11 protein-coding genes are annotated in these 13,429 nt (G+C 73.4%); 5 read left to right on the top strand and 6 right to left on the bottom strand.

The window, feature by feature from the left end; translation table 11 throughout:
- The first annotated feature begins 145 nt into the window (after nt 1-145).
- Together FHS22_RS14090 and FHS22_RS14085 are read left to right on the top strand one after the other, a co-directional pair.
- Entirely contained in the window at nt 146-1,180 is a 1,035-nt protein-coding gene (locus tag FHS22_RS14090) for a LacI family DNA-binding transcriptional regulator (protein ID WP_184941814.1), read from the top strand.
- Between the two features lie 105 nt (nt 1,181-1,285).
- A complete protein-coding gene (locus FHS22_RS14085; RefSeq protein WP_184941812.1) occupies nt 1,286-2,893 on the top strand; it encodes a glycoside hydrolase family 26 protein in 1,608 nt (535 codons plus the stop codon).
- A 49-nt stretch (nt 2,894-2,942) separates the two neighbouring features.
- On the opposite strand, the gene FHS22_RS14080 is transcribed toward FHS22_RS14085, so the two are convergent.
- The 3 genes from FHS22_RS14080 to FHS22_RS14070 are packed head-to-tail and all read right to left on the bottom strand — an operon-like array spanning nt 2,943 to nt 5,142.
- A complete protein-coding gene (locus tag FHS22_RS14080) occupies nt 2,943-3,593 on the bottom strand; it encodes a lysoplasmalogenase (RefSeq protein WP_184941810.1) in 651 nt (216 codons plus the stop codon).
- A gap of 2 nt (nt 3,594-3,595) precedes the next feature.
- Nucleotides 3,596-4,435 carry a sterol desaturase family protein gene (locus tag FHS22_RS14075; RefSeq protein WP_184941808.1) on the bottom strand — a complete coding sequence of 280 codons (840 nt, stop codon included), beginning with the start codon at nt 4,433-4,435 and terminating at the stop codon, nt 3,596-3,598.
- Entirely contained in the window at nt 4,432-5,142 is a 711-nt protein-coding gene (locus FHS22_RS14070) for a FadR/GntR family transcriptional regulator (RefSeq protein ID WP_184941806.1), read from the bottom strand. Before FHS22_RS14070 ends, FHS22_RS14075 begins: the two co-directional genes overlap by 4 nt.
- A 311-nt stretch (nt 5,143-5,453) precedes the next feature.
- Here FHS22_RS14070 and FHS22_RS14065 point away from each other — a divergent pair, with 311 nt between their 5' ends.
- Nucleotides 5,454-7,238 (top strand): ABC transporter ATP-binding protein, encoded by a 1,785-nt coding sequence (locus tag FHS22_RS14065; protein ID WP_338047745.1) that lies wholly within the window; start codon nt 5,454-5,456, stop codon nt 7,236-7,238.
- Between the two features lie 81 nt (nt 7,239-7,319).
- Here the strand turns inward: FHS22_RS14065 and FHS22_RS14060 are convergent, their stop codons facing one another.
- Nucleotides 7,320-7,655, bottom strand: a complete 336-nt coding sequence (locus FHS22_RS14060) for a winged helix-turn-helix transcriptional regulator (RefSeq protein ID WP_184941803.1) — start codon at nt 7,653-7,655, stop codon at nt 7,320-7,322.
- Between the two features lie 177 nt (nt 7,656-7,832).
- On the opposite strand from FHS22_RS14060, the gene FHS22_RS14055 reads away from it, so the two are divergent.
- On the top strand, nt 7,833-8,696 hold the full coding sequence (locus FHS22_RS14055; RefSeq protein WP_338047744.1) for an NAD(P)-dependent oxidoreductase: 864 nt from the start codon (nt 7,833-7,835) through the stop codon (nt 8,694-8,696).
- A gap of 74 nt (nt 8,697-8,770) precedes the next feature.
- On the top strand, nt 8,771-9,655 hold the full coding sequence (locus tag FHS22_RS14050) for an NAD(P)-dependent oxidoreductase (protein WP_184941802.1): 885 nt from the start codon (nt 8,771-8,773) through the stop codon (nt 9,653-9,655).
- Nucleotides 9,656-9,704: 49 nt separating this feature from the next.
- Here FHS22_RS14050 and FHS22_RS14045 read toward each other — a convergent pair whose 3' ends face one another.
- Both FHS22_RS14045 and FHS22_RS14040 read right to left on the bottom strand, forming a co-directional pair.
- On the bottom strand, nt 9,705-11,405 hold the full coding sequence (locus tag FHS22_RS14045; RefSeq protein ID WP_184941800.1) for an ABC transporter ATP-binding protein: 1,701 nt from the start codon (nt 11,403-11,405) through the stop codon (nt 9,705-9,707).
- 16 nt (nt 11,406-11,421) lie between these two features.
- Nucleotides 11,422-13,209, bottom strand: a complete 1,788-nt coding sequence (locus FHS22_RS14040) for an ABC transporter ATP-binding protein (RefSeq protein WP_184941798.1) — start codon at nt 13,207-13,209, stop codon at nt 11,422-11,424.
- Nucleotides 13,210-13,429: the final 220 nt, after the last annotated feature.

Raw genomic sequence — 13,429 nt, 5'->3', positions numbered from 1 at the left:
GTACCGTAACGGCGCCCACTGCTCCGGTCAATGGCATCCGCCCAGGTCCCCGCATCACAGATCGATGACGTACGCGTCAGAGCTGGTCGGCTGGTTGGCGGCGAAAATTTCGATGTAGGCTCCGACCCACACGAAGGGGGAGCAGGTGACGAAGGAACGCGTCAAGATCTCCGACATCGCCGAAGAGGCGGGGGTGTCGGTCGCGACGGTCTCCAAGGTGCTCAACGGCCGCTCGGACGTCGCGGCCGCGACCCGCGCCCGGGTGGAGTCCGCGCTGCGCCGGCACCGCTACGAGCGCCGCCGCTCCCACCGGCACGGCGACGTCGGCCTGGTCGACCTGGTGGTCAACGAGCTCGACAGCGCCTGGTCGACCGAGGTCATCCGCGGCGCCGAGGAGGTCTGCCACGACGCGGGGATCGGCATGGTCGTCTCGGCGGTGCACGGCCGCTCCTCGGCGACCCGCGAGTGGCTGGACAACCTGGCCGCGCGCCGCTCCGACGGGGTCGTCCTGGTGGTGTCGGAGCTCTCGCCCTCGGAGCGCGCCCGGCTGGACGCCCTGGGCGTGCCGTTCGTCGTCGTCGACCCCGTCGGCGAGCTCGACCCCGACGTCCCGGCCGTCGGCGCCACCAACTGGGCCGGCGGGCTCAGTGCCACCGAGCACCTGATCGGGCTGGGCCACACCCGCATCGCCCACCTGGGCGGCCCCCGCGGACTGCTGTGCAGCCAGGCCCGGGCGGACGGCTACCGCGCGGCGATGGAGCGGGCCCGGCTGACCGTCCCCGAGGGCTACCTGCGCCACGGCCGCTTCACCGACCGCTCGGGCTACGAGGACGCCGCCGCCCTGCTCGACCTGGCCGAGCCGCCCACCGCGATCTTCGCCGCCAGCGACCAGCAGGCCTTCGGCGTCTACGAGGCGCTGCGCGAGCGCTCCCTGCGCGTGCCCGCCGACGTCAGCGTGGTCGGCTTCGACGACGTCCCGGTGGCGCGCTGGGTCAGCCCTCCGCTGACCACGGTGCGCCAGCCCATCGTGGAGATGGCCGCGATGGCCGCCCGCCTGCTGGTCCGGCTCATCGACGGCGAGCCGGTGGACACCCCCCGGGTGGAACTGGCCACCCGGCTCGTCGTCCGCGAGAGCACGGCGGCCGCGGAGATCGGGATCGAAACTTTCACGAAACATTGACTTTGCGGTCGCCGCAGGATCACCATGGCGCGCAGAGCTCCACACCTGCGGGCGGGTCAGGTGCCGAGAGCCCGTCCCCCCACCGTGTGTGTATTGGAGCATCGCATGCGCATGTCCAGAGGTCTGGCCGCGATCGCCGCGGCCGCGGCCGCGGCCACGATGACCGCGACCCTGACCACGGCACAACCCGCCGCCGGCAGCGCCGTCTCGGCGGACCCCGTCGGGGGCCGCAACCTGCCGGCCGACGGCAGGGTGCTGTTCCTGATGGGCCAGGACAGCAGCACCCTGTCCGACTACAAGCGCGACGTGCTGGACAGGGGCCTGACGCCCAAGCCGGGCGGCGTCACGCTCTACACCAACCTCGTCCTGGGCGGTGACCCGCCGCCCCTGGCCGGCATGGCCGCCCCCGCCGACTGGGGCGCCGGCCGCGTCGACTTCCCCGCCACCCTGTCGCAGTACCCCGACGGCGCCCTCGCGGTCGGCCTCTACCTGTCCGACACCTCCAGCGGCTGCGGAAACCAGCCCCTGCGGGCCATCATCGACAACGGCGACGCCGACCTGACCCCGGCGCTGGTCGGCCAGTACCGCGCCAAGGTCGACGAGATGGTCAACCGGCTCAAGGGGTACGGCCGGGCGGTCTACCTGCGCATCGGCTACGAGTTCGACGGCCCGTGGAACTGCTACAACGCCGACTTCTACAAGAAGGCCTTCCGCTACATCAAGGGCCGCATCGACGCCCTCGGCGCCACCAGGGTCGCCACCGTCTGGCAGAGCGCGGCCTGGCCGCTCAACACCTCCCCGGACCACCCCGAGTGGAACTACGTCGTCACCGACCCGAACCACCTGAACACGTGGTACCCCGGCGACGACGTCGTCGACTGGGTCGGCCTGTCGTCCTTCTACAACGCCGGCTCCATCGCCACCCAGTGGGGCTGCCGGACCTCCGACATGCCCCCCGCGCAGGCGCAGAGCCGGATCCTCGACTTCGCCCGCGCCCACGCCAAGCCCGCCATGATCGCCGAGGCCGCGCCGCAGGGCTACAGCACCGGCACCGGCACCCGCAGCTGCATCTTCACCAAGCAGACCGGCGCCGCGAGCGCCGAGACGATCTGGAACCAGTGGTACGCCGGATTCTTCTCCCTCATCGAGAACAACCGCGACGTCATCCGCGCCGTCTCCTACATCAACACCGACTGGGAGAGCCAGCCGCTGTGGAAGTGCGCCGACGGCGCCCAGGCCGGCGGTCCCGGCTGCGCCAACGGCTACTGGGGCGACTCCCGGGTCCAGGGCAGCACCCTGATCCGCGACCGCTTCCTCGCCGAGCTGCGCAAGCCGGTCTACGTCAACGGGACCGGCACGCCCTCCCCGACCCCCACGCCCACGGTCTCGCCCACCCCGACCCCGACGGTGACGCCCACGGTCACGCCCACGGCGACCCCGACCGCCACGCCCGGCCGCTACACCCACGGCGCCGACCGCACGGCCGTCTGGTTCAAGCCGACCGGCTTCACCGCGAGCTTCGTCACCGTGCACTACACCGTCAACGGAGGCGGGCAGCTCAACTACTTCCTGAGCTGGAACGCCGCCCGCGGACGGTGGGAGCTGCCGGTCACCCTGCGCTCCGGTGACCGGCTGAGCTACTCCTTCGACTTCCAGCCGACCGGTCAGACCTATCAGGAGACCACCTCCACCTTCACCCAGACCGTCTCGTGAACCCGTGCGGCGGGTACGGCGCCGGCCGTACCCGCCGCGTCCCGGCCCGTCAGGCGGAGCGCGGTGCGGGAGCCGCCGGTTCCGCCGGGCCCGCCTGGCGGACCGCGCGGAGGAACCCGCAGACGATCAGGACCTGCGCGAGGACGTAGGTCGCCATCACGACCAGGCCCCTGCCCGGGAACTGCGTCCCCGCCACGCCGAGCCCGATCAGCAGGTCGGAGACCGCGAACAGGGCGCCGCCCGCCGCGACCACGCGGCCGACCCCGCTCGCGGCCGCCGCCATGGCGATCAGGGCCAGGCCGTACAGGACGATGGGGATTCGCAGCCCGCCCAGCGCGTCCCACAGCGCGACACTCGCGGCGAGCCACACCAGCAGGTAGACGCCCGGCACCCAGGGGCGGGCGCGCAGTACGGCGAAGGCGCCCGCACGGGCGAACGCCGCGATGTAGCAGACCTGCATGGCCAGGAAGCAGGCCATGCCGGCGGCGAAGGCGATCCGGCCCTCCATCAGGAGGGCGACGTCCCCGGCCGCGGCGAAGGCCAGGCCGGCGGGCAGCAGCCGCTGCCGGGGGTCGGCCCGCAGCAGGTACACCGCGAGGACCGGGGCGAGCAGCGGCTTGCTCGCCCATTCCAGCGCCGGGATGTCGAGCAGGACGGCGAGCAGGTCGGCCAGGGCGAGCCCGGCGTAGAGGAGGAGCATCGTCAGACCCGCTCCCGTGCCCGGGGCGCCCAGCCGGGCGGGCCGAGCAGGTAGCCCATGCGGTCGCGCCACCGGTCCGCGGCGCGGACGTCCCGCCAGAGGGCGGCGTACTCGTGGAAGGCCACCCGGACCGGGTTGTAGGTGCTGATGTTCTTGGTCAGGCCGTAGACGACCCGCTCGCCCTCGGCCTCGAAGGTGCGGAACAGGCGGTCCCAGACGATGAGGATGCCGCCGTAGTTGCGGTCCAGGTAGGCGCTGTTGGAGCCGTGGTGCACGCGGTGGTGGGAGGGGGTGTTGAAGACCAGCTCGATCGGGCGCCACAGCGTCCCGACCCGCTCGGTGTGCAGGAAGAACTGGTAGACCAGGCTGATCGACTGCTGCAGCAGGATCATCCAGGGCGGGATGCCCAGCAGGGCCAGCGGCAGCCAGAACGGCAGCGTGCTCATGGGGGTCCAGCTCTGCCGCAGCGCGGTGGAGAGGTTGAAGTACCGGCTGGAGTGGTGGACCACATGGCTGGCCCACAGCATGCGGATGCGGTGGTGCAGCCGGTGGAACCAGTAGTAGGCCAGGTCGTCGGCGAAGAACAGCAGCACCCACGTCCACGCCGAGGCGGGCGAGAGCTGCCAGGGGGCCAGCGTGTACAGGCCGGCGTAGGCGACGACCGCGAACGCCTTCCACGGGAAGCCGACCACCTGGCTGCCCGCGCCCATCGACATGCTGGTGACCGTGTCGCGCGCGTCGTAGCCGCGCTCGCCGTCGTCGGGACGGAACCGGTACGACAGGGCCTCGACCGCGACCAGCAGCACGAACGCCGGGATCGCGTACATCACCGCGGGGATCATCGCGCCCTCTCCGGCAGTGCGGGCACACTGCGCGACAGCAGCTCGCGGGCGGCGCGCTCGGCGTCGGCGGCCCGGCGCTCGGAGATCAGCCCGGCGAGCCGCCGGTGCGCGGCCACGTCCAGCAACTCCTCCGCACGGTGGTCGGACGGCACCCGGCCTACCGCCAGGTCGCTGCCGACCAGGCTGTTGAAGGCCAGCAGGTAGGCGACGTTGCCCGAGCCCCGGATGATCAGCCGCCACCAGGCGATGTCGGCGGCGCCGAGCGCGCCCAGGTCCTCGCCCTCCGTGCCGTAGCGGGCCGCCGCCCCGGCGATCGCCGCCAGGTCGGCGTCGGAGCCGCGCCCGGCGCACAGCCGGGCGGCGTCGGCGCCGATGCACGCGCGCATCTCCAGCATGTCCCGCTGCAGGTTCTCCACCCGCAGGACGTCGCCGGTGCGGGCGAGGTGCATCGCGAGGTCGAGGCCGGCGTTCTGCCGCCAGTCCAGTACGCGGGTCCGCCCGCCGTGGCTGACCTCCACGAGCCGGGCCTGCTGGAGTCTCTTGAGGGCCTCGCGTACGGCGTGCCGGTTGACGCCGTACTGCTCGGCGAGGTCCCGTTCGGCGGTGAGTTCGGCTCCGGGTTCCAGGGCACTGCTGAGGATGCGGTCCCTCAGGCGGGCGAAGACCTGGTCGGAGACCGATTCGCGCCGGATGCGCTCATCTGTCATGGCCAGAATTGTGTTCTGTACCGACACCTCTGGTCAACTGATTGGACCAGTTGATATCGCAGGTGACCGGGGTTCCGCGGCGGGGCGGGATGCGTGCGCCCGCACGGGGGCTCCGCCGGGCGTTCGGCGGTCCCCGCCGCTCCGGGGACTTCCGGCGCGAGCCGTACCCGGCGGACCGCGGAGCGGCGCGGGCCGGGGCGGCCGGAAAATCGTTCGCTCCCCCCGTACGGCCTGCGGCAGCATGGCCAGGGCGGTGTCGGCATTCGGGAGGGCGGATGGCTGGGCTCGGGGGCTCTGGAGCCGGTCCGTCGGTGCGGAAGTCGGCCGTCCTGCTGGTGCTGCGCCACTACTGCGGTGAGCTGAGGCGTCAGTGGCGGGTCGCGGTGCCCGCGCTGACGTTGCCGGCGATCGGGAACGTCTGCCTGCTGTACCTGGCGCCGCTGGCGGTGGCCGGGCTCGTGGGGCACCTGTCCCGCGGCGGGGACGGCTCCGTCGGCGCGCTGCTGCCCTACGTGCTCGGCTTCGCCGCGCTGCTGCTGGCGGGCGAGGTGCTGTGGCGGGTGGGGATCCACTTCCTGAACCGCACCGACGCCCGGGGCATCGAGCGGCTCGGCGTGGTGGGCATGGACGAGCTGCTGGCCAAGGACGCCGCGTTCTTCCACGACAACTTCGCCGGTTCGCTGACCAAGCGGGTGCTCGGATTCTCCTCCAGGTTCGAGGAGTTCGCCGACACGCTCACATTCTCGATCATCGCCAAGGTGGTGCCCCTGGCCTTCGCCTCGGTGGTGCTGTGGCGGTACCACCCGCTGCTGGTCCTCGTCCTCGTGGGCCTCATCGTCGTCACCGCCGTGCTCGTCGCCCCGCTCATCCGCCGCCGCCAGGCGCTGGTCGACGAACGCGAGGCCGCCAAGGTGCGGGTGTCGGGCCACGTCGCCGACGTGCTGGCCAACATGGACACGGTCCGCGCGTTCGCGGCCGAGGAGCGCGAGGCCGCCGAGCACCGGGTCAGGCTCGCCGAGCAGCACAGGCTGTCCCTGCGCTCCTGGGACTACGGCAACCTCCGGGTGGACACCGTCGTCGCCCCGATGTCGGTGCTCACCAGCGCACTGGGCCTGCTCCTCGCCGTGGCGCTCGGCGGCGGCCTCGGGGTGGAGGCCATCGTGGTGACGTTCACCTACTACTCGAACACGATCAGCATCATGTTCGAGTTCAACCAGATATACCGGCGCATGGAGAGCGTGCTCACCGAAGCGGCGCAGTTCACCGAACTGCTCCTCGTGCCGCCGGCCGTGGTGGACCCGGCCGACCCGCAGCCGCTGCGCCCGGCCGGCGCGGGCGTCCGCTTCGAGCGGGTGAGGTTCGCGTACGGCGACGGCCCGCCCCTGTTCGAGGACCTCGACCTGGACATCCCCAGCGGCGCCAGGATCGGGCTGGTCGGCCAGTCCGGCGGCGGCAAGAGCACCCTCACCCGGCTGCTGCTGCGCCTCATGGACGTGGACGGGGGCAGGATCCTCGTGGGCGGCCAGGACATCACCCGGCTCCGCCAGGCCGACCTGCGCAGCCTCATCGCGTACGTCCCCCAGGAACCCGCCATGTTCCACCGGTCCGTGCGGGACAACCTCGCGTTCGCCCGGCCGGGCGCCACCGACGCCGAGATCCTCCGGGCCGCGCGGGCGGCGCATGTCACGGAGTTCGTCGAGTCCCTGCCGGACGGGTTCGACACCCTGGTCGGCGAGCGCGGCGTCAAGCTCTCCGGCGGCCAGCGGCAGCGCGTCGCCCTCGCGCGCGCCATCCTGCGCGACGCGCCGATCCTGCTGCTGGACGAGGCGACCAGCGCCCTGGACTCCGAGAGCGAGATCCTCGTCCAGGAGGCCCTGTGGAGCTCGATGCAGGGCCGTACCGCGATCGTGGTCGCGCACCGGCTGAGCACCGTCGTCCGCATGGACCGGCTCGTCGTGCTCAACCGGGGGCGCATCGTGGAGCAGGGCACCCACGACGAGCTGCTCCGGGCCCGGGGCCCCTACGCCCGGCTCTGGCACCACCAGTCCGGGGGCTTCCTGGCCGACGACGACGCCCCGGACGCGCTCCGCCGCTGACCGGCGCCCGCGCCGCGCCCTCCGGCGGGCCGCCCGGGTCCGGCCGGGACTCCGGCGGGTCGGCCGACCCGGTAGCTCCCATCAGTCGCGGGGGATGGCCTCGATGGTCGCCATGTGCTCCTCCCCCCACTCTCCGAGCGGGATGAGCGCGGTGTTGAGCGACCGGCCGAAGTCGGTGAGCGAGTACTCCACCTTCGGCGGGACCTGGTGGTAGACCTCCCGGTGCACCAGGCCGGAGGTCTCCATCTCGCGGAGCTGCTGGATCAGCATCTTCTCGCTGATGCCCGAGACCGACCGCCTCAGCTCCCCGAACCTGAGGGGCTCGTGGTGCAGCGCCCACAGGATCAGCGCCTTCCACTTGCCGCCCACGACGTCGACGGCGGCGTCGAGGCCGCAGTTGTACGTCCGCTTCTTCATCGCGTCCTCTTCACATACAAAAAGGTAAGTACCTGAAAAAATAGTAGGTACTTGAGGAAAGTGCACCACGGCGCGAGCATCGGAATGCCCGGTCCGGAATCCCGGACCGGGCTTTTCCGAGGCCGGACAGGCCGATCCGAACGGGGGCACGAAGTGACGGACGACAACCGCCCACCGGTGAGCGTCATCGGTCTGGGCGCGATGGGCAGGGCGCTGGCGGGGGCCTTCCTGGAGAACGGCCACCCCACGACCGTGTGGAACCGTACGCCCGGCAGGGCCGGAGAACTCGTCGCCCGGGGCGCGGCCGAGACCGCCGCCGTCGCCGAGGCGGTCGCCGCGAGCCCGGTCGCCGTGGTGTGCGTGCTGGACTACGCGGCGGTGCGCGAGACCCTCGACCCGGTGGCCGGGACGCTGGCGGGCCGGACGGTGGTGAACCTCACCAACGGCACGCCGGGACAGGCCCGTGAGACGGCCGGATGGGCGGCCGGGCACGGCGCCGGTTACCTGGACGGAGGGATCATGGCCGTGCCTCCGATGATCGGGCAGGCCGAGGCGATGATCCTCTACAGCGGCTCGCGGGACGCCTTCGGTGCCCACGAGCGGCTGCTCGGCGCGCTGGGCACGGCCGTCTACGTGGACGACGACCCGGGGCGGGCGTCGCTGTACGACCTGGCACTGCTCGGCGCGATGTACGGGATGTTCGGCGGCTTCTTCCACGCCGTCGCCATGGCCGGTTCGGAGGAGGTCCCGGCCTCGGAGTTCACGCCCATGGTCTCCGGGTTCCTCAACGCCATGATCGCGAGCCTTCCCGCGATGGCGGCGGCGGTCGACTCCGGCGACCACTCGGCCGCGGACTCGAACCTGGAGATGCAGGCGGCGGCCTACGTCAACCTGCTGGACGCCAGCAGGGCGCAGGGCGTCAGCACCGAGCTGGTGGAGCCCATGCGGGCGCTGCTCGACCGGGGCGTCGCCGCCGGCCACGGCGGGGGCGACGTCTCCAGCCTGGTCGGGCTGCTGCGCACGGCCCCGGCCCGGGGCTGAGCCGCCGGCGCCTCCCGGCGTCCCGGCCTCCCGGGACGCCTTCACCCTCGACGACTTCTCTGGAGTGTGCACACATGACCGACGGCGACCGATCCCCGGTGACGGTCCTGGGCCTGGGACCGATGGGCAGGGCACTGGCCACCGCCTTCCTGGAGAGCGGCCATCCCACGACCGTGTGGAACCGTACGGCCTCGAAAGCGGACGCCCTCGCGGCCCGGGGCGCCTCGCGGGCGGACAGCGTAGCCGACGCGGTCGCGGCGAGCCCGCTGACGATCGTCTGCGTGATCGACTACGACGCCGTACGCGCGGTCACCGAGCCCGCCGCCGGCGCGCTCAGGGGCAGGACGCTGGTGAACCTCACCGCGGACTCGCCGGAGAACGCCCGCCGTACCGCCGCGTGGGCGGCCGAACACGGCATCGACTACCTCGACGGCTCGATCATGACCCCCACCGGGACCATCGGGGGCCCCGGGGCCCTCGTCCTGTACAGCGGGCCGGAGGAGGTCCACCGGCGGCACCGGGACACGCTGGCGAGCCTGGGCGGCGCCGCCGTCCACCTCGGAGCCGACCCGGGGCGGGCGGCGGCGTACGACGTGGCCCTGCTCGACCTGTTCTGGACGTCCATGAGCGGCCTCGTCCACGCCTTCGCCCTGGCCTCCGCCGAGGGCGTCACGGCCCGGGAGCTGGCCCCGTTCGCGCGGGGGATCAGCGACCTGATGCCGGGCATCATCGACGAGTTCGCCGGGCACGTCGACGACGGCCGCCATCCGGGCGACGCGTCCACCGTCCGGTCGGCGCTCGCGGGCATGGAGCACATCGCCCACGCCGCCCGGGGCCACGGGCTCGACACCGGTGTGCTGGACGCGGCGGCGGCCGTCGCCCGGCGGGCCGTCGGCTCCGGCCACGGGGACGACGGCTTCTCCCGGCTGGCGGAGACCCTCGCGGGGCCGGAGAGGTAGCGGATGGGAGCCGGTCGCGCGCGGGAGCCGGCCGTCTGGCCCGCTCAGATCACCGGGCCACGGCCAGGCGGTAGCCCTCGTCGGCGGCCAGGAGGTTCCGGTGGGTGTCCTCGGCGGTGATGACGCCGCCGTCCAGGACGAGGACGCGGTCGGCGACGTCCAGGAGGGCCGGGCTGCTGGTGATCACGATGGTGGTGCGGTTCCGCCGCAGCTCCGCGACGTTGCGCGCGATGAGCTGTTCGGTGACCGCGTCGACGGCCGTCGTCGGGTCGTGCAGGACGAGGACGTCGGGGTCGGCGGCGAGGGCGCGGGCCAGGGACAGCCGCTGGCGCTGCCCGCCGGAGAGGTTCGCGCCGCGGTCGCGGACGCCGTGGTCGAGTCCTTCGCGGTGGAGGGCGACGACGTCGGTCAGCATGGACGCCTCGACGGCCTCGTGGATCATGCGGCCGGTGCCCGCCGGGTCGATGTTCGTGCGGAGGGTGCCCGCGAAGACCTCCCCGTCGTACGGGTTCACCAGCATGTGCTCGCGGACCGCCTCGACCGACAGGTCCGCCAGCTCCCGCCCGCCGACCCGCACCACGCCCTCGTACGCGCCGGGCGGGACGTTCACGGCCAGGACCGCCGCGAGGTCGGCCGCCGCGCGCGGCCGGTAGGCGGCGATCGCCACGAACTCGCCGGCGGACACGTGGAACTTCAGCTCGCGCAGGGACCCGTACCGCACGCCGTCGACCTCCAGGCCCCCGCCCGCGGCCGGGCGCTCCCGGCCGGGGGCCGCCACCGGCGGTGCGGCCAGCACCAGCGCCATCCGCTCCGCCGACGCCCGCGCGATCATCACGTACTTCGGCATCTCCGAGAACAGCTTGAGCGGTTCCATGATGAACTGCGCCAGCCCCACGGCCATGACGAGCTGCCCGATGGTGATCCGGCCGTCGAACGCCAGCCAGCCCGCCGTCAGGGTCACGGCGGCGGCGAGGAGCGCGTTGAGCGCCAGCGCGGCGCCGGTGTACGCGCCGTTCACCCTGGCGACGGTGACCGCCTGGTTCCTCGCCTCCGTGCTGACCTTCCGGTAGGACAGGAACGCCGCGTGGTTGCCGCCGAAGCCGTGCAGGGGGCGCAGGCCGGTGATCAGGTCGGCGACCTTCGCGCCGGCCCGCGCCACCCGGGCCTGCTGCTCGCGGGTGCTCGCGCCGATCCGCCTGGACATCACGCTCAGGACCGACAGGATCGCGACGGTCCCCGCGATCACCAGCAGGCCGAGCCGGACGTCGGCGACGCCCAGCGCGACCGCCGCGATCAGCACCGCGACCAGTGAGCTGACCAGCAGCGGTACCACCTCGATGATGTCGGCGGTCTGGTCGGCGTCCTCGGTGGCGATGGTCAGGACCTCGCCGGACCTGAGGCCGGTGTCCCTGGCCACCGGCTGGAGTCCGCAGGCCGCGACCCGCACCCGCCAGCGGTGCGCCTCGGTCGTGCCGGCCTTCTGCAGGATGCGCATCCCGAACCGCCACGACAGCGACACGGTCGTGATGATCACGGCCAGCGCGGCGACCGACAGGCCGAGCGAGCCGAGGCTGCGCTCCCGCATCGTGTGCTCGACGATCAGGCCGAGCGCGATGGGGAAGGCGGTCTCACCCGCCTGGTACATGCCCAGCAGGACGGTGCCCCGGGTCATGGCGCCCGCGTTGCGGCGCAGCGCGGCCCGCAGGACGCCGGACCCCGTGCGGGGTCCCCGCCCGTCAGGAGTCGTCATCGGGGTGTCGGGCAACCTAGCCACTCTCCCGCCACGCGTGCCACAGCCGTGCGTACCGGCCGTCCAGCGCCACCAACTCGTCGTGGGTGCCCTGCTCCACGATGCGTCCCGCGTCCAGCACGGCGATCCGGTCCGCGGCCATCGCCTGGGTCAGCCGGTGCGCCACGAACAGCGTGGTGCGGCCCCGGCACGCGGCCGACACGGCCCGCTCCAGCTCGGCGGCGCCCTGGCTGCCCGCCTCCGCGGTCGACTCGTCCAGCACCACCACCGGCGACCGGCCCAGTACCAGCCGGGCCAGGGCGAGCTGGGCGGCCTTGGTGCCGTCCAGGCGCCCACCGCCCTCGCCGACCACCGTGTCCAGCCCGTCGGGCAGCGCCGCGACCCACGCGTCGGCGCCGACCGTGCGCAGCGCGTCCACCAGCTCGGCGTCGGTCGCCTGCGGCGCGGCCAGCCGCAGGTCGTCGGCGAGCGGACCGGAGAACACGTGCGTCTCCTGCGTCAGGATGCTCACCAGGGCCCGCGCCCCGGCCTCGTCCAGGCCCGCGAGATCGGTCGATCCGATGCGGATCGACCCGGCCTGCGGGCTCCCGATGCCCGCGATCAGTGCCGCCAGGGTCGTCTTGCCCGCGCCCGTCGCCCCCACCAGCGCGAGTGAGCCGCCCGCCGGGATCACCAGGTCGACGTCCCGCAGGACCGGCTGCTCGGAATCGGGGTAGCCGAACGTCAGCCCCTCCACCGCCACCGGGTACGGCCCGGCGTCCGCCGGCGCGACGGCCGCACCGCCCACCAGCCGTTCGTCGGAGGCCTCGCCCAGCACCCCGACCAGCCGGGTCAGGCTCGCCCCCGACTTCTGCGCCTCGTCGAAGGTGAACAGGATGGCGCCCAGCGGATTGAACAGCCGGTGGAACAGCAGCGGGGCCACCGACACCTCGCCCAGGGTGGCGGCGCCGGTCTCCAGCAGGACGTACCCCACCACGATGATCAGGACCAGCCCGACGAACTCGGCGCGGTTCTCCCTGCCGACGAACCGGCCGAAGAACCGGAACACCTCGACGCCGAGATCGCGCACCCGCCACGACTCGGCGGTGACCTTCTCGCGGAAGGCGTCCTCCAGGCGGTAGGCCCGGACGGTGTCGATCCCGTTCAGGCCGCTGATCAGCGCCTGCGCGCGGTCGGCCTGGGCCTCCCGCTGCCTGCGGTAGAGCGGCGCGGAACGAGGCAGGTACCAGCGCAGGGCCAGCCAGTACGCGGGCAGCGCGCCGGCGCCCGCCAGGCCGAGCCGCCAGTCCAGCCCGAACATGCCGGCCGTGGCGATGACGACCAGAACTCCCGAGGAGAACACCGTGGGGACGGCCGTCCGGATGCCCTGGGACACCACGGCCACGTCGTCGCCGACCCGGGACAGCACGTCGCCCCGGCCGGCCTGCTCGATCCGTGCGCTCGGCATGCTCAGCACCGCCCGGACGGCGTCCTCCCGCAGCCGCGCGAGCAGATCCGCGCCCAGCCGTCCGACCAGGTACGTCGAGGCCGCGGCGGCCGCCACGCCGAGCAGCGCGGCGGCCGCCATCAGGGCTCCGACCGTGACCAGGACCGACCGGGACTCGCCTGCGACCACCCCGTCGACCACCCGGCCGAGCAGGAGCACCGGCAGCAGTTCGAGCGCCGCCCCGGCCACCGCGCTGAGGACGGTGGCGGCCGTCAGCCACGGCGCCTCGCGGCAGCGCGCCGCGACCCATCGGGTGGCCTCGCGTCCGGTCGCCGTGTGCAGGACGGCCGGGGCGGCGCGCGTGTCGGTGGCGCTCACACCCGGACCACGGCGGCTCGGGGGCGGGACGTGCCGGCGGCCGTCCCCGGCCGACCGGCCCGACGGGCTCGTCGATCGCGTACGGCGGGGACGGCGGGGGCGGTTGGGACGGCGCCGCGGCGAACCGCCGGAGCGGACCGCCACCGGTCCCCCGCGACCGCCGTTCGCCGGAGAAGCATCCGCAATCCCTTGCCCCCGCGCTGTCCGCTGCACTCTTGAC

The organism is Thiemannella venezuelensis, from assembly GCF_014203605.1.
Classification (GTDB): Bacteria; Actinomycetota; Actinomycetes; order Streptosporangiales; family Streptosporangiaceae; genus Planomonospora_A; species Planomonospora_A venezuelensis.
The sequence above is the reverse complement of the archived record's forward strand: the minus strand, read 5'-3'. Positions and strand labels throughout refer to the sequence as shown.